Consider the following 20,514-nt stretch of genomic DNA (forward strand, 5'->3'; position numbering starts at 1 on the left):
ACGGATCTGCGAATTTCCTCAGAAATTCGTCCGGCGCGGCCGGTCCGAGCGACGTGTTCGCGCCGCTCCGAGGGAATAGCACACGTAAAGGACGGAAGTCCGTGCGGGAATTCCTCTTCGGGCATTTCGGCACGGGCGCCGGGGGTGTCCGACACGCCCGTGTCGGACACCCCCGGCGACGGCGGCTACTCCTTGCGGAGCATCGCGTCGACCACCCGGGCCGAGGCCTTGCCGTCGTCCAGGTCGCAGTAGGCCTCGCGGAACGCGGCCGCCTTGTCGGCGTACTCGGCCGCGACCTGCTCCACCCGGCCCAGCGCCGAGACCAGTTCCTCGGAGGTGGCCAGCAGCGGGCCGGGCGCCTCGGCCTCGAAGTCCAGGCTGAACCCGCGCAGGTTGTCGCGGTAGTGCTCCAGGTCGTAGGTGAAGAACAGCATCGGCTTGCCGGTCGACGCGAAGTCGAACACGGAGGCCGAGTAGTCGGTCACCAGGACGTCGGCGATCAGCAGCAGCTCGGCCATGTCGGGGTAGCTGCCGACGTCCCACACGTAGCCGTTGCCGGCGTCCGGGATCTGGCCGCACATCAGGGGGTGCCGGCGCACCAGCAGCACCTGGTCGTCGCCGAGCGCGGCCCGGGCCGCCGCGAGGTCGAGCCGCAGGTCGATCTGGTAGCCGCCGTTCGGCCGCCGCCGGTCCTCGCGCCAGGTCGGCGCGTAGAGCACGACCTTCTTGCCCTCGGGCAGGCCGAGCCGCTCGCGGACCTGCTCGGCGGTCTTCTCCCGGTCGGCCGCGAACAGCAGGTCGTTGCGCGGCGAACCGCTCTCCAGGATCTCGCCCTGGTAGTCGAAGGCGCGCCGCAGCACCGGGGCCGACCAGCTGCTGCCCGCCACCAGCAGGTTCCAGTTCGGGACTTCCCGGGCCAGCGTCTTCAGGTAGTTCGAGTCGGTGAACCAGACCTTCTCGAAGTCGAAGCCGACCTGCTTCAGCGGGCTGCCCTGCCAGGTCTGCACGACCACCTGGCCGGGGCGGCGGACGAAGAAGTCGGGCAGGTGGGTGCTGGTCACGACGTACTTGGCGGTGGCCAGCGCCTCGAACCACTCCGGGCTGTACAGCCGGACGGCGCGGGCCGTGCTCGGCAGGTCCGCCTGCATGTCGTCGGAGCCCCACAGGTGCTCCAGCGGCAGGCCGCGGCGGACCAGCTCCTCGTGGATCGCCCGCGGCGAGTCGCCGTACTGGCTGCCGCCGGCCACGTTGTACAGCACGGCGTCGCGCACCGGCTTGCGCCGGGCGGCCGGGTAGTCGACGGACCGCTGCTGGCGCTGGCGGTAGCCGGAGCGCTCCTCGGGCAGCAGCGCCGCGTGCGACTCCAGCGACAGCCCGTCGTAGTGGCGGCGCTCCAGCACGATCCGCTTGCCGCGCGACTCCACCTCCAGCGGCAGCACGCCGAAGCAGTCCGGGCTGATCAGCGCGGCGGAGACCGGCAGGTCCTCGATCGGCGCGCCGACCGGGCGGAAGAAGACGTTCCAGGTGCCGTGGGCGAGCGGCACCTGCCCGGCGAAGGAGGCGGTCGGCACGGTCGGCAGCGCGGTGCGGAACCGGCCGTCCGCGATCTCCACCGGGTAGACGTGCTCCTCCTCGCGCCAGTGGTGGCGGACCACCAGCTCCCAGCGGTGCGCGCCGGGCAGCGGGAACGAGCCGCTGAGCAGGAAGCCGTCCGCGCCGCGGGAGGTGATCTCGTCCACCACCGGCTGCAGCACCTGGTCGGAGAACTGCAGGTAGCCGCCGGGGGAGGGCTTGGCGTAGAGCACCCGGCGCCGGTCGGCCGGGGCGTCCGGGTTCAGCGGCAGGTGCAGCTGCTCGGGCGCGTTGCGCTCGTCCCAGGCCACCGGGACGGTGCTGCCGTCCGCCAGCAGCAGCACGGTGTCCCAGCGGTCGCGGCTGCGCGCGGCGGCCACCGGGTCCAGCTCGGCCCAGGCCTCGCGGACGGCGGTCAGCTCGGCCACCGGGAAGGAGGTGGCGAACGGCTGCAGCGTGCCGACCGGCGCGCCCAGCTCCAGCGGGAAGGACACCGAGCGGTCCGACTCGACGTGGGTCATCCGCAGCCGGGCCCCGGCGAAGCTCGGGCCGGAGCGGGCCGCGCCGGAGACCTCGACCCGGTCGCCGTGGCCGGTCAGGCCGGTCACCCGGGCCTTGACGGTCTCCACCCGGAGGTAGACGAAGTTGTCGCGGACCCACGGCACGATCCGCACGTCCGGCTCGACCCAGGACGACGGGATGTACTGCGCGGTGTCGCTCCAGCCGGCCGAGATCCGGCCCTTGTAGACGCCGCCCTTGCCCGCGCCGGCCACCAGGACGCGCCAGTTGCCGTCCTTCCACTGCCCGCGGTTGCGCAGCTTCCGTGGGTCGACGGAGACGGTGAAGCCCGACCAGTCGCAGCTGTACAGGTCGTGGTTGCAGCTGGCGGTGGCCTCGGGGCTGTACGTGGTCTTCATCGGCACCGCGACGACGCGGCGGCCCTTGGCCTCGCGCAGCACCAGGGTGCGGACCATGTCGTGCTTGCCGGCCGCGCCCAGCTGCTCCGGGAACGCGTGCCCGGCCAGCTGCAGCTTCCCGCCGACCCAGCCGCTGCTGTAGAGCCGGCTGCGCATGACCAGCGAGTTGTCGAGCTTGAGCACCCCGGCCGGCACGCTCTTGCGCCCGCCGCGCAGGAACGGGTAGTCGGCGTACGGGCGCAGCACGCCGCGCGCCTGGACGCCGCCGCCGCTCTCGCCCTCGTACTTGATCTGCTCGACCAGCTCGTCGATCCGGCCCTGCAGGGTCAGGTGGTACTTGAGCCGCAGCGGCGCGCGCAGCTTGCGGACCAGGTCCGGGCCGATCGAGCGGAGCAGCCGGCTGACGTGCTGCTGGTAGGCGGCGCGGTACTCCTGGTCGCCGTCCACGACGGACCAGAAGAACATCGGGATCTCCTCGACGAGGGTGTTCTCGTCGTAGGAGCGCAGGTACTCGGCGAAGCGCGGCTCGGTCTGCTTCTTCAGCCAGCCGCGGACCAGCTCGACCGAGGCGACCCGGTCGACCAGACCCTTCGGGTTGGTGCGCATCTGCGTGATCGACATCTCGCCGACCTCGCGCTCGCGCCAGTGGTAGATCGGCTCGGCGAGCACGTCGACGCTGGCCGCCAGGTAGTGGTGCGGGACGCTGACCGGCGCGTCCTCGTACAGGATGCCCTCGGGGTAGAGCAGGCCGGCCGCGTCGAAGAACGAGCGGCGGTACACCTTGTTCCACGCGGTGCGGTCGGTGACCAGCGCCGGGATCTCGGTGATGTGGGTCTTGAGCCTGGTCTCCTTGAACGGCTTCACGTGCCCGCCGGACTGGTAGTAGCCCACCGCGCGGAACCGCAGCACGTTGCCGGTGCAGAAGTCCGAGCCGGTCTCGTCCAGCGTGTTGATCATCAGCTCGTACGCGCTCGGCGGCATCGAGTCGTCGCTGTCGACGAAGCACAGGAACTCGGAGTCCGGGTCGATGTGCCGGATGCCGGTGTTGCGGGCCGCGCCGAGGCCCTTGTTCACCTGCCGGACCAGCCGGAACCGCGGGTCCTGGACCGCGTACGCCTCGGCGAGGGCCGCGCTGCCGTCCTTCGAACCGTCGTCGACCATGACGCACTCGAAGTCCGTGAAGGTCTGGGCGGCGATCGAGTCGAGGCACTCGACGAGGTACCGCTCGACGTTGTAGATCGGGACGACGATGGAGAGGCGGGGAGCCATCGGCTACGCAGGCCTTTCTCGGGAGGAGCGTGGCCACCCGGGGGGACGGGCCTGGCGCCACTTTGATTCGGTGCGTACGTGCTCCCCGATCCTACCTCCGGGGTTTCGCGCCCTCCGGGCCCACTACTCTGGGGCCCGTGCCCCGCTTCAGCGTGATCGTTCCCGTGTACCAGGTCCAGGACTACCTCGCCGAGTGCCTCGACTCGGTGCTCGGCCAGGGCGGCCCGGACCTCGAACTCATCGCGGTGGACGACCGCTCCCCGGACGGCTGCGGCGCGATGCTGGACGCGGCGGCCGCCGCCGACCCCCGCGTCACCGTGCTGCACCTGCCGGAGAACGTCGGCCTCGGCCGCGCCCGCAACGCCGGCCTGGAGGTCGCCACCGGCGACTACGTGGTCTTCCTCGACAGCGACGACACGCTCACCCCCGGCCTGCTCGAGGCCGTCGACCGGCGGCTCGCCGCCACCGGCGACCCGGACGTCCTGGTCTACGACTACGCCCGCACCTACGCGGACGGCCGGATCACCCGGGCCGCCTCCGCCCACGTCTTCGGCGCCGCCTCCCCGGACGTCTTCGACCTCGCCGCCCGCCCCGACCTGCTCGACCTCCTCCAGGTCGTCTGGAACAAGGCCTACCGCCGCGACTTCGTCACCGGGCAGCGGCTGGTCTTCCCGGCCGGCTACTACGAGGACACCCCCTGGACGTACCCGGCGCTGCTCGCCGCCGAGCGGATCACCCTGCTCGACGAGGTCGGCGTGCACTACCGCCAGCGCCAGGAGGGCGGCAACATCCTGGCCACCGCCAGCCGCAAGCACTTCGACGTCTTCGCCCAGTACGACCTGGTGTTCGCCTTCCTCGACCGCCGCCCCGACCTCGACCGCTGGCGCCCGGTGGTCTACGGCAAGATGCTGCACCACCTCAACACCGTGGTCGCCAAGCCCGGCCGCGTCCCGGCCGGCGACCGCCGCGAGTACTTCCGCCGCGCCGCCGCGCACTGCGCCCGGCTGCGCCCGGCCGGCTACCGCCCGCCCGCCGGCGTGGACGGCATCCGCCTCGAACTGCTCAGCCACGGCCGCTACGGCGCCTACCAGGCCGTCCGCGCCCTCGCCAAGGCCCGTCGCCTGGTGCGTGGCTGACGGCCGTTCGGGGGAGCGACCGGTATAACCGGTCGGGTGGAATTCCTGACCCGACTCCCGGTCCTCGGCCCGCTCGTCGCCCGGGTGCTGCGCAGCCGCCCGTACCGGGTGTACGAGTACTTCACCGCCGCCCGCGGCAACCGGCTGGCCGGGGCCGTCACCTTCTTCGGCTTCCTCGCCCTGTTCCCGCTGCTCACGGTCGGCCTGGCGATCGCCGTCGCGACGCTCAGCGACAGCCGGGTCGCCGACCTGCAGCACCGCATCTCGGACCAGCTGCCGGGCATCTCGGACGCGCTCGACCTGCCCTCGCTGGTGGCCAACGCGGGCGCCGTCGGGCTGGTCGGCGGGGCGCTGCTGCTGCTCTCCGGCCTCGGCTGGGTGGACACCATGCGCAGCTCGATCCGGGACATCTGGCAGCTGCCCGACGAGGACGGCAACCCGATCCTCGCCAAGGCCTGGGACTGCGTGGTGCTGGCCGGCCTCGGCCTGGTCTCGCTGGCGTCGATGGGCGCCTCGACGGTCGGCACCACGCTGGCCGGGCGGGTCGCCGACGAGATCGGCCTGCACAACGGCTACCTGCTCACCGGCATCGGCCTGGTCATAGCGGCCGCCTGCGACACGCTGCTGTTCGCCTACCTGCTGGGGCCCTTCCCCGGGATCACCGGCCAGCACCGCCGGGACCTGCTGCACGGCGCGCTGATCGGCGCGGTCGGCTTCGAGCTGCTGAAGCTGCTGCTGGCCTCCTACCTCGGCTCGGTCGCCGGGCGGAGCCTGTACGGCGCCTTCGCCACGCCGGTGGCGCTGCTGCTGTGGATCAACTTCGTCAGCCGGCTGCTGATGTACTGCGTGGCCTGGACGGCGACCGCCGACCCGGAGGCCGCCCGGGAGCGCACCCGCGCGCACGGCCGGGCCCTGCTGGCGGCGGCCGACGAGTCCGAGGCGGCGGCCCGGGCCCGGGTCTGAGCCCCGGACCCGTCGGCGACCAGGGGCTCAGTCGGTCCGCGCCGCCCGGCGCCGCCGCAGCACCAGCACGCCGTACCCGGCCGCGCCGCCCGCCGCCGCGACGGCCAGCCAGCCGCCGACGCCCGGGCCGTCGCCGCCCCCGCCCGCCGGGGCCGTCGCGGCGGCCGGCCGGGTGCTGGGGGAGGGGTGCGGCGGCGGCGCGGGCACGCCGTCGGCGCCGCCGGCCTGGCCGGTGGGCGCGGCGCCCGGCGGCAGCTCGTCGACCAGCTTGCCGACCGGTCGGACCTTGTCCGCCGCGGCGAAGCCCCAGTCCAGCAGCGCGGCCGTCTCGTCGTACACCTTCTGGTAGCTGGCCGGGTGCATCACCGTCACCAGCAGGGTGCGGCCGCCGCGCTCGGCGGCGCCGACGAAGGTCGAGCCGGCGTTCGTGGTGGTGCCGTTCTTGACCCCGATCAGGCCGGGGTACTTGCCCAGCAGCCGGTCGGTGTTGGCGATCCCGAAGCTGCCGCGCTGGCCGGTGTTCTTGTCGACGGCGCCGGGGAACTGCGCGTCCCGGGTCGCGCAGTACGCCCGGAAGTCGGGGTTGCGCAGGCCGGAGCGGGCGAACAGCGACAGGTCGTACGCCGAGGACAGCTGGCCGTCCATGTCGTAGCCGTCCGGGGAGATCACCTTGGTGTCCCTCGCCTGCAGGGCGTCCGCACGGGCCTGCATCTCGGCGACGGTCTGCGGGACGCCGCCGTTCATGTGCGCCAGGACGTGCACGGCGTCGTTGCCGGAGCTCAGGAACACCCCGCGCCACAGGTCCTCGACCCGGTACTCCAGGTTCTCCTTGATGCCGACCAGGCTGCTGCCGGCGCCGAGCCCGGTGATCTCCTCGTCGGTGACCTTGTGCACGGTGTTGCGGTCGAACTTGGGCAGCACGGTGTCGGCGAAGAGGATCTTCAGGGTGCTGGCCGGGGGCAGCCTGAGATGCGGGTTGTAGGCCGCGAGCACGTCCCCCGTGGTCGCGTCCGAGACTATCCAGGACTGCCCGGTGAGGTCGGCCGGCAGCGCCGGGGCGCCCGCCAGCGGGTCGACCTGGGCCCCGGGCCGGCCGAGCCGGTCGCCGCCGACCACGGCGGCCGGCGGGGGCGGCTCGTGCGGGGCCGCGACGGCCGCCGGAGCGGTGAGCAGGACCGGGAGGGCCGCGGTGACCGCGGCGCACAGGTGCGCGAATGACTGACGGCGTGTTGACACCCGCAGACCGTACCCAGTCGGGGCCCCCGCCGTCCGCCCCCCGGGGCCGGTCCTCCGCAGGAGGGGCCCGCCGTACGCCGATCGGAGCCCCCCGCATACTGGGGACGCACACCCCCTTCACACACCCCCCGCCGAGGACCGCCCCATGAAGCTCAGCCGCCGCGCCTCCTGGTTCCTGACCGCCTTCGGGGTCTGGTCGATGATCATCTGGACCACCTTCGTCAAGAACCTCTGGAAGGACTCCGGCGGCCAGGCCTTCACCAACGGCGACCACTCCCAGCCCACTGCCTTCTTCTGGATCCACCTCCTCCTCGCCGTCACCTCCTTCCTCCTCGGCATCGCCGTCGGCACCCTGGGCCTGCGCGGCCTCCGCGCCACCCGCCGCACCCCGGCCACCGACTGAGAATCACCGTTGCCGCTGTCGGGCCCTCCTGGCAGGATCCTCACCGCTCTCACGCGCGTACTGGACGCGCTGATCACAAGGGGTGGGGAATCTCCATGACACTTTCGCGTGCCCGCGGACTCGGTGCGGTCACCGTGGTCGCGATCGCCGCCGGGCTGCTCACCGCGCCCGCGGCCTCGGCCGTTCCGGGAACGGCTGTCACCGACCCGAAGGCGCTGCCCGCCCCGGGCTTCGCCGCCACGGGCCTGCACACCGACGCCTGCGACGACTCCACCGCCCCCGGCTGGTTGGGCGTCGCCAACCCCGTCCTGGCGGTCGCCGCCACCTCCCCGCAGGTGCGCTTCAAGCTCTGGGACGACTCGACCCCGGCGCACGACAAGATCGTCGACAGCACCGCCGACGTGACCGCCGGCGCCGCGAAGCTCGCCACCAGCGCTCTCGCGGACGGCCACAGCTACACCTGGCAGGCCTGGCCCGAGTACTCCCCGGGCAGCGGCAAGCCCGCTCCGGCCTGCCACTTCAAGGTCGACCTCACCGCGCCCGCACTGTCCGTCTCCTCGACCGACTTCCCGGCGAGCGGCTCCGGCGCCACGCCCGCCAAGTACGCGGGCGAGAACGGCGTCTTCACCCTCACCGGCACCGATGCCGCCTCCGGGGTGGCCTGCTACCAGTACACGCTGAACGGCACGCTCGGCGTCGGCTGGGACTGCGGGTCCGGACACACCGTCAAGGCGGGCGCGGACGGCACCGCCCAGCTCACCCTCAAGCCCAAGGACTGGGGCACCAACGTCCTGACCGTGCAGGCCATGGACAACGCCGGCAACGTCGGCCAGCCGGCCACGTACACCTTCTACGCGCCCTGGGACTCGCGCCCCAAGCCGGCCGTCGCGGGCGATGTGGACGGCGACGGCGTGCCGGACATCCTCGTGCCGGACGCCCAGGGCAACCTGCAGGTCATCAGCGCCAACGCGTCCGACACCACCCCGAGCTCGACCGTCCCGGCCGTGCTCGCGCCGCTGCACGCCGGCTGGCAGGACGACCAGGTGGTGCACCGCGGCTGGGCTCCGGTCCACGCCCCCGGGGACGACCTGCTGGTGCACCCCAAGGGCAACCCGCGCGCCCTGTACGCCTACGCCAACGGGCACCAGGGCGACTTCGGCAACGGGTACCCCACCCTGATCGACAAGCCGTCCCAGTGCGCAGACGCCGGCGGAACGTGGATCGACTGCCCCCAGGGCTACGCGGCGGACTGGTCAGCGTCCACCCAGCTGGTCGCCCTCGGCAACGACGAGCCGCACGAATGGCCGTTCCTGGTCTCCGTCGAGAACGGTGACCTCTGGCTGTACTCGGCGGCCCTGCGGGACTACGGCCTCGCCCAGCAGCTCACCACCGGCGGGGCCTGGGCCGGCTACGACCTGATCGCCCCCGGCAAGGACGCCTCCGGCGCGTTCCAGCTGTGGGCGCGCGAGCGGGCCACCGGCGCGCTGCACGCCTACCGGATCCCGAAGGCAGTCGGCGGCCCGTTCGACTTCTCCGCCCTCGCCGACCCCTCGGCGAACGTGGTCGCCACCGGCTTCACCACCGCCGCCTACCCGACCCTGGGCAGCTCGGGCGACGGTGACGGGGACGGCAAGCCCGACCTGTGGGCCGTCACCGCCAACCGCCACCTGGTGACCTTCAGCGGCTGGACCGCCCCGAAGGACCTCGGCGCCCTGCACTGAGCCAGGTACGAACGAGGCCCCGCCCGATCGGTGATCGGGCGGGGCCTCGGTGCGTCAGGCGGGGGTCAGAAGCGGCGGGTGACCAGGGCCCGCTTCACTTCCTGGATCGCCTTGGTGACCTCGATGCCGCGCGGGCAGGCCTCGGAGCAGTTGAAGGTGGTGCGGCAGCGCCACACGCCCTCGCGGTCGTTGAGGATCTCCAGGCGCTGCTCGGCGCCCTCGTCGCGCGAGTCGAAGATGAAGCGGTGCGCGTTGACGATGGCGGCCGGGCCGAAGTACTGGCCGTCGTTCCAGAACACCGGGCACGACGACGTGCACGCGGCGCACAGGATGCACTTGGTGGTGTCGTCGAAGCGCTCGCGGTCCTCGGCGGACTGCAGGCGCTCGCGCGTCGGGTCGTTCCCCTTGGTGATGAGGAACGGCATGACGTCCTTGTACGCCTGGAAGAACGGGTCCATGTCCACGACCAGGTCCTTGAGGACCGTCAGGCCCTTGATGGCCTCGATCGTGATCGGCTTCTCCGGGTTGACGTCCTTGATCAGGGTCTTGCACGCCAGCCGGTTGCGGCCGTTGATCCGCATCGCGTCGGAGCCGCAGATGCCGTGCGCGCAGGAACGGCGGTAGGTGAGGGTGCCGTCCTGCTCCCACTTGATCTTGTTGAGCGCGTCCAGGACGCGCTCCTTCGGGTCCATGACCAGCTGGTAGTCGACCCACACCGGCTCCGGGTGCTCCTCCGGGTTGAACCGGCGGATCCGGAAGGTGACGGTGATCAGCTGGGTGCCACCGGCCTCGACCGCGTCCAGAGCGGCCGAGTGCTCCACAGTCGGAGTGCTCATCAGTACTTACGCTCCATCGGCTGGTAGCGGGTCGTGACGACCGGCTTGTAGTCGAGGCGGATGGAGGTGCTGCCGTCGGCGGCGACCTCCTGGTACGCCATGGTGTGCTGCATGAACTTCACGTCGTCACGGGTCGGGAAGTCCTCGCGGTAGTGACCGCCGCGGGACTCCTCGCGGGCCAGCGCGGAGACGGCCAGCACCTCGGCCAGGTCGAGCAGGTTGCCCAGCTCGACGGCCTCCAGCAGGTCCGTGTTGTAGCGGAAGCCCTTGTCCTGGATGGAGACGTTCTTGTAGCGCTCCTTCAGCGCGGCGATGTCCTCGACCGCCTGCTTCAGGGTGGCGCCGGTGCGGTACACCATGGCGTTGGCGTCCATGGTCTCCTGCAGCTCCTTGCGGATCTGCCCCACGGACTCGGTGCCGGTGGACTCGCGCAGGCCGTCGACCAGCGCCTGCACCTTCTCCTCCGGGTTCTCCGGCAGCTCGACGAACTCGTTCGCGTTGGCGAAGTCGGCGGCGGCGATGCCCGCGCGACGGCCGAACACGTTGATGTCGAGCAGCGAGTTGGTGCCCAGGCGGTTGGCGCCGTGCACGGACACGCAGGCGACCTCGCCGGCCGCGTACAGGCCCGGGACGACCTCCGTGTTGTTGCGCAGGACCTCACCCTCGACGTTGGTCGGGATGCCGCCCATGGCGTAGTGCGCGGTGGGCTGGATCGGGATCGGGTCCGTGTAGGGCTCGATGCCGAGGTAGGTGCGCGCGAACTCGGTGATGTCCGGGAGCTTGGCGTCCAGCTGCTCCGGCGGCAGGTGGGTGAGGTCCAGGTAGACGTGGTCGCCGTCCGGACCGCAGCCGCGGCCTTCGCGGATCTCGGTGTAGATCGCGCGGGAGCAGACGTCACGGGACGCGAGGTCCTTCATGACGGGGGCGTAGCGCTCCATGAAGCGCTCGCCGTCCTTGTTGCGCAGGATGCCGCCCTCGCCGCGGGCGCCCTCGGTGAGGAGGATGCCCATGCGCCAGATGCCGGTCGGGTGGAACTGGAAGAACTCCATGTCCTCCAGCGGCAGGCCGCGGCGGTAGACCAGGGCCTGGCCGTCACCGGTGAGGGTGTGGGCGTTGGAGGAGACCTTGAAGAACTTGCCGGTGCCGCCGGAGGCGAACACGACGGACTTGGCCTGGAAGACGTGGATCTCGCCGGTGGCCAGCTCGTAGGCGACGACGCCGGCCGTCTTGCCCTCGTTGAGCAGCAGGTCGAGGACGTAGAACTCGTTGAAGAACTCGACGCCGTGCTTGACGCAGTTCTGGAACAGCGTCTGGAGGATCATGTGGCCGGTGCGGTCGGCCGCGTAGCACGAGCGGCGGACCGGGGCCTCGCCGTGGTTGCGGGAGTGGCCGCCGAAGCGGCGCTGGTCGATCCGGCCCTGCTCGGTGCGGGAGAAGGGCAGGCCCATCTTCTCCAGGTCGAGGACGGCGTCGATGGCCTCCTTGCACATGATCTCGGCGGCGTCCTGGTCGACCAGGTAGTCACCACCCTTGACCGTGTCGAAGGTGTGCCACTCCCAGTTGTCCTCCTCGACGTTGGCGAGGGCGGCGCACATGCCGCCCTGGGCCGCGCCGGTGTGGGACCGGGTGGGGTAGAGCTTGGTCAGGACGGCGGTGCGGCTGCGCTGCGTGGACTCGATGGCCGCGCGCATGCCGGCGCCGCCGGCGCCGACGATGACGGTGTCGTACTGGTGAATCTGCATGGGGGGTTAACTCGCCTCTGGCCTCTGCCGATGGTCGATGGTGCTCGCGGCTCAGATGTTGGGGTCGAAGGTGAAGATCACCAGGGTGCCGAGCAGCACGGTGAAGACCGTGGCGGTACCCATGAGCCCCTTGAGCCAGAGCCGGGTCGAGTCCTTCTCGGCGTAGTCGTTGATGACCTGACGCATGCCGTTGGCGCCGTGCAGCATGGCGAGCCAGAGCATCAGGAGGTCCCAGCCCTGCCAGAACGGGGAGGCCCAGCGGCCGGCCACGAAGGCGAAGCCGATCTTGGACACGCCGCCGTCGAGCACCAGCATGATGATCAGGTGGCCGAGGATCAGCGCGGTCAGGACGACACCGGACAGGCGCATGAAGAGCCAGGCCAGCATCTCGAAGTTGGTGCGGGTGCGGCGCGGGGTCTTCGCGGTGCGCTTGCGCGGCGGCTCGATGACGAACGCGTCGGCCGGGTTGCCGGTGCCGAGGCCCTTGCCGGTGTGCGCCTGCTTGGAGGGGACGACGAGCGCGTCGGAGATTTCCGTGGACATGTGGCTCACTCCCCGAACCAAGAGATCAGCGTGTGCTGCAGGATCGGGTAGAAGGCGCCGGCCATCAGGACGACCCAGACCCCGACGACGGTCCAGAGCATCTGCTTCTGGTACTTCGGGCCCTTCGACCAGAAGTCCACGGCGACGACGCGCAGGCCGTTGAGGGCGTGGAACAGGATGGCGGCGGTGAGGCCGTACTCCAGCAAGTTCACGAGGGGAGTCTTGTACGTCTTGATGACGGTGTCGTAGGACTCCGGCGACACTCGCACCAGGGCGGTGTCCAGGACGTGGGCGAACAGGAAGAAGAAGATGAGGACGCCGGTGACTCGATGAGCCACCCAGCTCCACATGCCTTCCCGGCCGCGGTACAGCGTTCCAGCCGGCACGGAAAAACCCTCCGGAAGCGATTGGGGGCTCGGCCGGCTTCGGTGTCGGTCAGCCCGGCCGGGTACGGTCCACCGGCCGCGAGCATCCTATCGGCGCGTTCTCGCCACCCGCCTCCGGGGGCCTCCGGTGTGATCAAACCGCCACTTCTGGCCTAGTCGGGCGGGAACCATCCCCGGATTCGCGACGCAGGGTGACCGTTCGGGTGCGCTACGGTGGCCGCCCGCCAGCCGCCGACACCCTGCCGAGGCCCCCGTGCCACTGCGCCGCGTCCGACCGTCCGCCGCCGCCCTGCTCCTGTTCCCGCTGCTCAGCTGCGGCTGCGCCACGGTCGGCGGCTCCCCGTCCGCGGACCGCGCCGCGCCGGGCCGGGAACTGTCCGCGTCCGAACTGAGGGCGGCCGCGGTGGCCGATAACGATCTGGGGACCGGGTACGCGGTGACGGTCATGACGGCCGGGCACGGCGACACCGGGGCGGGCGCCGGGCGGGAGGCCGCGGACGTCCCGGCCTGTCAGCCGCTGCTGGACGTGGTGGCCCCGGGCGCCTCGGTCGGCACCGCCCCCGGGACGGCCTCGACCTCGCCGGGCGTGGACCGCCCGTACGCGGAGACGGACCTGAGCGTGGCCCGGGCGGCCGACCCCAAGGGCGGGGTGTACGGCGGGCTGATCGGGTACCGGGCGGGGCGGGCGGCCGTGCTGCAGGGGGAGCTGGAGCAGCTGTTCGGCCCGTGCGCGTCCTTCGGTTCGGCGGCTCCGGCGCCGCCCGCCGAGAAGCCGGGGAAGAAGGCGCCGATCCGCACCCGGCACCGGCTGAACCGGGAGGACACGCCCACGCCGGAGGGAGCGGACGCGGCGATCGGATTCACCCTCACGAATGAATCGGGCGGTGCGGTGCTCACCCAGCGCGCCGTCCTGGCCCGGGTCGGGACGGCGCTGGCGGTGTTCACCACCTTCGGCGTGGCCGCGGAGCCGGCCGCCGTGCCGGACGAGCGGATCGTCCGGCAGCAGGTGGCCAAGCTCCGCGCCGCGCAAGCGGCGAAGGGCTGACGCGGCGAAGGGCCGGCGCAGGGAAGGGCCGGCGCAGGGAAGGGCCGGAGCCGGGAAGGGCTAACGCGCCCCGGCCTCCGAGTGGGTGGCGACCAGGTGCTCCAGCCGGGTGAGCGCGATCCGGCGCAGTTCGTCCGCCGAGATCAGCCGCTCCTCGTCCGGGTCGTTGGCGAGCCGGGTGCGGATCGACGAGAGCACGGCGTCGAGCATCTCCTCCGGCTCGACGCCGTCCAGGCAGACCACGAAGACGTGGCCGAACCGCGCCTCGTACGCGGCGTGCGCCGCCCGCAGCGCGGTGTGCGCGGCCTGGCTGCCGGGCGCCCGCATGCCGAGCAGGGGCTGCGGCATCCAGCTCTCGTCGGCGAGCGCCTCGGCCAGGTCGGCCGGGCGCAGGTCGTAGGAGGCCTCGCTGGCGGCGGCGAGCAGGGACTCTATGTCGGGGTACGGCCGGTGCGCGGTGAGCCGCAGGGCCCAGCGGTGGCTGCCGCAGCAGGCCAGCAGGGCCTCCTCGGCCGCGCCGGCGTCGGCTTCGTTGAAGCGGTGCAGCCCGAGGAGGGTCGGCTCGGACGTGGGATCGAGCCGCTGTGACGGGATCTCGCTGGGCAGCGGGTCCTCCTCGTGAGGGCGGGAAGGTACCGGTGGTGTGGGGTGGTGGGACAGCTGAAGTATGGGGGGCCGCGGGCAGCGGTCGACGCCGGTCGGGCAGCTCCTCCAAGGTAGTTGAGCGGTCATCAGTTGGGGAGGGCGCGCGCCGAATTCATCCGGACGAGCTATCAAGTCGTGACGTTGACACCGTTTCGTCAGCGCCCTCCCCGTTGTCGCCCGCTACTCGCAGCGGGTCCCCGCGGCCGGCACCGTGCCCTCGGTGAGGTAGGCCGCCATGGCCTTGTCGATGCAGGCGTTGCCCTTGCCGAAGGCGCCGTGGCCCTCGCCGACCCGGGTGAGCAGGGTGGCGTTGGCGAAGCCCTTGGCCAGCGCCTCGGCCGAGGCGTACGGGGTGGCCGGGTCGCCGGTGCTGCCGACCACCAGGATCGGCGCGGAGCCCTCGGCCCGGATGGTGTGCGGCTTCTCCTGGGTCTTGAACGGCCAGTGGGCGCAGCCCGGCTCGGTGTAGTCGTCCACCGTGACGCCCTTGGACAGCAGCGGCGCCTGGGCGAGCAGCCGGTCGACGGCGGCCTTGGCGTGCTCGGGGGTGGGCGCGGGGCGGGCGGCGTCGGCGCAGGAGATCGCGGTGTGGGCCTCGTCCAGCGGGCTGTAGTGGCCCTGCTCGTCGCGGCCGTTGTAGTCGTCGGCGAAGGCCATCAGGAAGTCGCCCTTGTCGCGGACCATCGCCCAGCCGAGGGAGGCCCGCAGGTACTTCCAGGAGGTCTTCTCGTCGCCGTACAGCATCGAGATGACGCCGGTCCACGCCTGGTCGCGGCCGAGCTTGCGGCCGTCCTTGACGGTCAGCGGGTGGTCGTGCAGGCCGTCCAGGAAGTCGGCGGCCTTCTTGGCGGCCTGGTCCTTGTCCTTGCCGAGCGGGCACTCGTCGGCGTGGTTCTCCACGCAGTCGGCGGCGAAGCGCTCGAAGGACTTCTCGAAGCCGACCTGCTGGTCGACGCCGTGGTCCAGGGTGTCCTCGGCCGGGTCGACGGCGCCGTCGAGGATCAGCCGGCCGGTGTTCTTCGGGAACTCCTCGGCGTAGAGGGCGCCGAGGTAGGTGCCGTAGGAGATGCCGAGGTAGTTGAGCTTCTTGTCGCCGACGACGGCGCGCAGCACGTCCAGGTCGCGGGCGGTGTTGCGGGTGCCGACGAAGGGCAGCAGCTTGCCGGACTTGGCCTGGCAGGCGGCGGCGTGGTCGGTGCTCTGCTTGACCCGGGCGGCCTTGCGCTCGGCCGGGTCGACCGGCTCGTCCTCCTGGTTGAGGGCGTCGTGCTGCTGGTCGTCGTAGCAGACGACCGGCGCGCTGGCGCCGGTGCCGCGCGGGTCGAAGCCGATCACGTCGAAGCGGTCGTGCAGGGTGCCCTCGAAGTCCTTGGCGCCGAACTCGACCATCTCGACGCCGGAGGCGCCGGGGCCGCCGGGGTTGACCATCAGCGAGCCGACCCGCTGGTCCGGCTTGGCGGCCGGGTGCTTGATCAGGGCGAGGTCGATGGCGTCGGCGGCCGGGTGGGCGTAGTCCAGCGGGACGTGCAGCTTGCCGCACTTCATGCCGGTGGTGTCGACCTTGGCCTTCTCGGCCTTGGGGTCGGGCGGGCAGTCCGCCCAGACGATCTGCTGGCCGTAGAAGGGCTTGAGGGCCGGGTCGGCCTCGCCGGTGGGCGTCGCGGTCGGCGTCGGGGTGGCCGTGGGGCTCGCGGCGCCGGTGGCCGCGGGGGCGGCGGCCTTGTCCTGGGACGACGCGTGGTCGTCGGTGCACGCGGTGGCGAGGAGGAGCGTGCCCGCCGCCACGGCGGTCAGCAGGACGCGTGGGCGGGCGGCCCGAAAGGTTTTCATCGCACGTGTGTACCACTGGTGGGTGACGTGTTCGATCATGACCCCCCGGGCCGCCCGGCTCGGCCCGGCTCAGCCTGGCTCAGGCCGGCTCAGCCGCGGTGGACCTTGTGGTTGGCGGCCTGCGCCCGGGGCCGGACCACCAGCAGGTCGATGTTGACGTGCGCCGGCCGGGTGACCGCCCAGGCGACGGTGTCCGCGACGTCCTCCGAGGTCAGCGGCTCGGCCACACCCGCGTACACGGCCGCGGCCTTGTCCTCGTCGCCCCGGAACCGGGTGATCGCGAAGCCCTCGGACTTCACCATGCCGGGGGCGATCTCGATCACCCGGATCGGCTCCCCGCACAGCTCCAGCCGCAGCGTCGCCGCGATGGTGTGCGCGGCGTGCTTGGCGGCGACGTACCCGCCGCCGCCCTCGTACGCGGCCAGCGCGGCGGTGGAGGAGAGCACCAGCACCGTGCCGTCGCCGGTCGCGCGCAGGGCGGGCAGCAGCGCCTGCGTCACGTGCAGCACGCCGAGCACGTTCACCTCGTACATGGCCCGCCAGTCGGCCGGGTCGCCGTGCTCGACCGTCTCGGCGCCGATCGCCCCGCCGGCGTTGTTCACCAGCACGTCGACCCGGCCCACCTCGGCCGCGAAGGCGTCCACGGCGGCGCGGTCGGTCACGTCCAGCGTGTGGGCCCGCCCCCCGATCTCCTTGGCCAGCGCCTCGATCCGGTCCGTGCGGCGCGCGGTCAGCACCACCTCGAAGCCTTCGGCGGCCAGCCGGCGGGCGGTCGCCGCGCCGATTCCACTGCTGGCACCGGTGACCACGGCCACCTTCTGCTCGGTCATCGCCACTCCCTGGGGCTCGTCGGTCGTTCACCCGATCATCTCAACCGCGTCTGCGCCCGCGCCGCCCGGTGGCGTTCTACATTGCGAGGACCGCCCCCCGTGCCGTCCTCGCTGGAGGAACCCATGGCAGTCGAACCGCGCCGCGCCGAGTCGGGCTTCGAGATCGCGCCGGTGTACGGCCCCGAGGCGTCGGCCGGCCGCGATCCGGCCGAGCGGCTGGGCCGGCCGGGGGAGTACCCGTACACCCGGGGCGTCCACCCGACCATGTACACCGGACGCCCGTGGACGATGCGCCAGTACGCGGGCTTCGGCACCGCCGCCGAGTCCAACGCCCGCTACCGGCAGCTGATCGCGGGCGGCGGCACCGGGCTCTCGGTGGCCTTCGACCTGCCCACCCAGATGGGCTACGACTCGGACGCGCCGGTGGCCGCCGGGGAGGTCGGCAAGGTGGGCGTGGCCGTGGACAGCGTCGAGGACATGGCGGTGCTGTTCGACGGCATCCCGCTCGGCGGCGTCTCCACCTCGATGACCATCAACGCGCCCGCCGCGCTGCTCCTGCTGCTCTACCAGCTGGTCGGCGAGGCCCAGGGGGTCGCGCCCGCGGCGCTCACCGGCACGGTGCAGAACGACGTGCTGAAGGAGTACATCGCCCGCGGGACGTACATCTTCCCGCCGAAGCCCTCGCTGCGGCTGGTCGCGGACGTGTTCAAGTACTGCCGGGCCGAGATCCCGCGCTGGAACACCATCTCCATCTCCGGCTACCACATGGCCGAGGCCGGGGCCGATCCGGCGCAGGAGATCGCCTTCACCCTGGCCAACGCCGTCGCCTACGTCCGCACCGCGCTGGCCGCCGGGATGGCGGTGGACGACTTCGCCCCCCGGCTCTCCTTCTTCTTCGTGGCCCGCACCACCCTGCTGGAGGAGGTGGCCAAGTTCCGGGCCGCCCGCCGGATCTGGGCCAGGATCATGCGCGAGGAGTTCGGCGCGCGGGACCCGCGCTCGCAGAAGCTGCGCTTCCACACCCAGACCGCCGGGGTGCAGCTCACCGCCCAGCAGCCCGAGGTGAACCTGGCCCGGGTCACCGTGCAGGCGCTCGCCGCGGTGTTCGGCGGCACCCAGTCGCTGCACACCAACAGCTTCGACGAGGCGATCGCGCTGCCCACCGAGAAGGCGGCCCGGCTCGCCCTGCGCACCCAGCAGGTGCTCGCCCACGAGACCGACGTGACCGCCACCGTCGACCCGTTCGCCGGCTCCTACGCCGTCGAGTCGATGACGGACGCCGTGGAGGAGGCCGCGCTGGCGCTGATGGCCAGGGTCGAGGAGCGCGGCGGCGCGGTGGCCGCGATCCAGCAGGGCTTCCAGAAGGCCGAGATCGAGCGCACCGCCTACCGGATCCAGCAGGAGACCGACGCGGGGACGCGGACGGTGGTCGGCGTCAACCGCTACCGGCTGGACGCCGAGGAGCCCTACCGGCCGCTGCGGGTGGACCCGGCGATCGAGCGGCTGCAGGCCGAACGGCTGGCCCGGCTGCGGGCGGAGCGCTCCCGGGCCGCCGTCACCCGGGGGCTGGACGCGCTGCGCCGCACCGCGGCGGGGCCGGAGAACGTGCTGCCCCCGATGAAGGAGGCGCTGGCCGCCCGGGCCACCGTCGGCGAGGTCTGCGACGCGCTGCGCGAGGTGTGGGGCACGTACGCTCCGGTGGACCGCTTCTGAGTTGATGCGCCTGAGGGGGTTGGTGCGCCTGAGTCACCGTCAATCACCCGAGAACGTCAAGAGCGGGGCGTCCGTGACCACCGGCCCGGGTGATCGTTGCACAGGGCAGGCAACCCGGAAAGGCGGCTGAAACGAGATGTCATACCCACCTGTCCGGCCGGTATGCGCCCATCCGGGGAAGAATTTTCCGGAAGTCGGGCCAAATCCCCCCGACAGGCCTACGCTTGGGGAGATGAACCGTCCTGAGCCCGCTCAGTCGGGCGCCACTCTCGCCGTCGCACGCCCCGCCGCCGACCTGCGCGCCCGAGTAGGCGCGCTGGAGCCGGAACTGATCGCCTTCCGCCGTGATCTGCACCGGCACCCGGAGCTGGGGCGCCAGGAGTTCCGCACCACCGGGCTGCTCCGCGACCGGCTGGTGGCCGCGGGCCTGACCCCCCGGGTGCTGCCCGGCGGCACCGGCCTGCTGGTCGACATCGTCCCGCCCGGCACCGCCCCCGGCACCGAACTGCTGGCCTTCCGGGCCGACATCGACGCGCTGCCCATCGACGACGCCAAGACCGACGTCCCGTACCGCTCCACCGTCCCCGGCCGGGCCCACGCCTGCGGCCACGACGTGCACACCTCCGTCGTCCTCGGCACCGGCCTGGTGCTGGCCGAGGCCGCCCGCACCGGCGAACTGCGCCGGCCCGTCCGACTGGTGTTCCAGCCGGCCGAGGAGGTCATGCCGGGCGGCGCGCTGGACGTGATCAAGGCCGGCGGGATGGACGGCGTGGGCCGGATCTTCGCGGTGCACTGCGACCCGAAGGTGGAGGTCGGCCGGATCGCCCTGCGGGTCGGCGCGATCACCTCGGCCTGCGACCGCCTGGTGCTGCACCTGGACGGCCCCGGCGGGCACACCGCCCGCCCGCACCTGACCACCGACCTGGTGACCGCCGTCGCCCGGATGGCCGCGGACCTGCCGGGCGCGCTGGCCCGCCGGATGGACCCGCGCTGGGGCGTCAGCCTGGTCTTCGGCCGGATCGCCGCCGGCTCCGCGCCCAACGTCATCCCGCAGCACGCCGAACTGGAGGGCACCGTCCGCTGCCTGGAGCTGGACGGCTGGCGCGAGGCGCCGGACCTGCTGCACGAGCTGATCGCCAAGCTCGCCGAGACCTACCGGGCCAAGTGGACGCTGGACTACCACCGCGGGGTGCCGCCGGTGGTGAACGAGGCGGTCTCCGTCACCCGCCTGGACGAGGTGATGCACGATCGTTTCGGGCGCGGCGGCGCCCAGGTGGTGGAGGGCACCGAACAGAGCCTGGGCGGCGAGGACTTCTCCTGGTACCTGGAGCACGCCCCGGGCGCGCTGGCCCGGCTGGGCGTCCGCGCCCCCGGCGACACCGCCGTCCGGGACCTGCACCAGGGGCGGTTCGACGTGGACGAACGGGCGATCGGCATCGGGGTCGAACTCTTCGCGGCGCTGGCCCTGGAGGACGACCGGAACTGATCATCCTTCGATCGTTCTCCGATCGTTCTCCACGGATGTGTGACCGACACGTGGTCGGGACGTCGAGATCCGGGGTCCGGTCCGGTTCCGTAAACTGGGCCGGACCAGTCTCGGATCACCGTCCGCGCACGGGGAAAGAGCCTCGGGTCGGCCTTCAGACCACGGTTTGATAACAACCCGAATGCTCTGGCAGCCCGTAACACAACCGTGTTCTACGCGCGTTACGGTGGCGTCCGACCAC

16 protein-coding genes are annotated in these 20,514 nt (G+C 72.2%); 7 read left to right on the forward strand and 9 right to left on the reverse strand.

The genetic code is table 11. The features are described 5' to 3' along the window. Positions 1-185 precede the first annotated feature (185 nt). Positions 186-3,758: a CDP-glycerol glycerophosphotransferase family protein gene (locus AB2U05_RS19960; protein WP_369183867.1), complete on the reverse strand. Its 3,573-nt coding sequence runs from the start codon at positions 3,756-3,758 to the stop codon at positions 186-188. A gap of 137 nt (positions 3,759-3,895) precedes the next feature. On the opposite strand from AB2U05_RS19960, the gene AB2U05_RS19965 reads away from it, so the two are divergent. Then, positions 3,896-4,894, forward strand: a complete 999-nt coding sequence (locus tag AB2U05_RS19965; RefSeq protein ID WP_369183868.1) for a glycosyltransferase family 2 protein — start codon at positions 3,896-3,898, stop codon at positions 4,892-4,894. Positions 4,895-4,930: 36 nt separating this feature from the next. Continuing rightward, entirely contained in the window at positions 4,931-5,857 is a 927-nt protein-coding gene (locus tag AB2U05_RS19970) for a YihY/virulence factor BrkB family protein (protein WP_078859699.1), read from the forward strand. Between the two features lie 27 nt (positions 5,858-5,884). Here the strand turns inward: AB2U05_RS19970 and AB2U05_RS19975 are convergent, their stop codons facing one another. Further along, the gene (locus AB2U05_RS19975) at positions 5,885-7,030 is read right to left on the reverse strand and encodes a D-alanyl-D-alanine carboxypeptidase family protein (protein ID WP_045708452.1); all 1,146 of its coding nucleotides are present in this window, start codon (positions 7,028-7,030) and stop codon (positions 5,885-5,887) included. A gap of 208 nt (positions 7,031-7,238) precedes the next feature. On the opposite strand from AB2U05_RS19975, the gene AB2U05_RS19980 reads away from it, so the two are divergent. Continuing rightward, positions 7,239-7,496 (forward strand): SCO4848 family membrane protein, encoded by a 258-nt coding sequence (locus AB2U05_RS19980; RefSeq protein ID WP_045693514.1) that lies wholly within the window; start codon positions 7,239-7,241, stop codon positions 7,494-7,496. Between the two features lie 95 nt (positions 7,497-7,591). Beyond that, positions 7,592-9,217 carry a hypothetical protein gene (locus tag AB2U05_RS19985; protein WP_157882012.1) on the forward strand — a complete coding sequence of 542 codons (1,626 nt, stop codon included), beginning with the start codon at positions 7,592-7,594 and terminating at the stop codon, positions 9,215-9,217. 65 nt (positions 9,218-9,282) lie between these two features. On the opposite strand, the gene AB2U05_RS19990 is transcribed toward AB2U05_RS19985, so the two are convergent. Genes AB2U05_RS19990 through sdhC form a run of 4 tightly spaced genes read right to left on the reverse strand, consistent with a single transcriptional unit; the run spans position 9,283 to position 12,724 of the window. Further along, positions 9,283-10,053 (reverse strand): succinate dehydrogenase iron-sulfur subunit, encoded by a 771-nt coding sequence (locus AB2U05_RS19990; RefSeq protein ID WP_045693510.1) that lies wholly within the window; start codon positions 10,051-10,053, stop codon positions 9,283-9,285. Next, positions 10,053-11,795, reverse strand: a complete 1,743-nt coding sequence (gene sdhA / locus AB2U05_RS19995) for a succinate dehydrogenase flavoprotein subunit (protein ID WP_045708426.1) — start codon at positions 11,793-11,795, stop codon at positions 10,053-10,055. The genes AB2U05_RS19990 and sdhA overlap by 1 nt, the downstream gene beginning before the upstream one ends. Before the next feature lie 51 nt (positions 11,796-11,846). After that, complete coding sequence (gene sdhD, locus AB2U05_RS20000) at positions 11,847-12,338, reverse strand: succinate dehydrogenase, hydrophobic membrane anchor protein (protein ID WP_045693506.1); 492 nt, start codon at positions 12,336-12,338, stop codon at positions 11,847-11,849. Between the two features lie 5 nt (positions 12,339-12,343). Next, a complete protein-coding gene (gene sdhC, locus AB2U05_RS20005) occupies positions 12,344-12,724 on the reverse strand; it encodes a succinate dehydrogenase, cytochrome b556 subunit (protein ID WP_078859697.1) in 381 nt (126 codons plus the stop codon). Between the two features lie 253 nt (positions 12,725-12,977). On the opposite strand from sdhC, the gene AB2U05_RS20010 reads away from it, so the two are divergent. After that, positions 12,978-13,769 (forward strand): hypothetical protein, encoded by a 792-nt coding sequence (locus tag AB2U05_RS20010; RefSeq protein WP_369183869.1) that lies wholly within the window; start codon positions 12,978-12,980, stop codon positions 13,767-13,769. A 60-nt stretch (positions 13,770-13,829) separates the two neighbouring features. Here the strand turns inward: AB2U05_RS20010 and AB2U05_RS20015 are convergent, their stop codons facing one another. The 3 genes from AB2U05_RS20015 to AB2U05_RS20025 all read right to left on the reverse strand — a co-directional run bounded on the left by AB2U05_RS20015 (position 13,830) and on the right by AB2U05_RS20025 (position 17,074). Continuing rightward, the gene (locus AB2U05_RS20015) at positions 13,830-14,315 is read right to left on the reverse strand and encodes a 2-oxo-4-hydroxy-4-carboxy-5-ureidoimidazoline decarboxylase (RefSeq protein ID WP_052706149.1); all 486 of its coding nucleotides are present in this window, start codon (positions 14,313-14,315) and stop codon (positions 13,830-13,832) included. A gap of 279 nt (positions 14,316-14,594) precedes the next feature. Further along, positions 14,595-16,244: an alpha/beta hydrolase gene (locus AB2U05_RS20020; RefSeq protein WP_369183870.1), complete on the reverse strand. Its 1,650-nt coding sequence runs from the start codon at positions 16,242-16,244 to the stop codon at positions 14,595-14,597. 89 nt (positions 16,245-16,333) lie between these two features. Then, a complete protein-coding gene (locus AB2U05_RS20025; protein WP_045693500.1) occupies positions 16,334-17,074 on the reverse strand; it encodes an SDR family oxidoreductase in 741 nt (246 codons plus the stop codon). A gap of 123 nt (positions 17,075-17,197) precedes the next feature. Here AB2U05_RS20025 and AB2U05_RS20030 point away from each other — a divergent pair, with 123 nt between their 5' ends. Continuing rightward, positions 17,198-18,787: a methylmalonyl-CoA mutase gene (locus AB2U05_RS20030; RefSeq protein WP_045693498.1), complete on the forward strand. Its 1,590-nt coding sequence runs from the start codon at positions 17,198-17,200 to the stop codon at positions 18,785-18,787. A gap of 232 nt (positions 18,788-19,019) precedes the next feature. Next, on the forward strand, positions 19,020-20,273 hold the full coding sequence (locus AB2U05_RS20035; protein ID WP_052706130.1) for an amidohydrolase: 1,254 nt from the start codon (positions 19,020-19,022) through the stop codon (positions 20,271-20,273). Positions 20,274-20,514: the final 241 nt, after the last annotated feature.

The sequence above is a fragment of the Streptomyces sp. Y1 genome (assembly GCF_041053115.1).
GTDB lineage: Bacteria > Actinomycetota > Actinomycetes > Streptomycetales > Streptomycetaceae > Kitasatospora > Kitasatospora rubellomurina.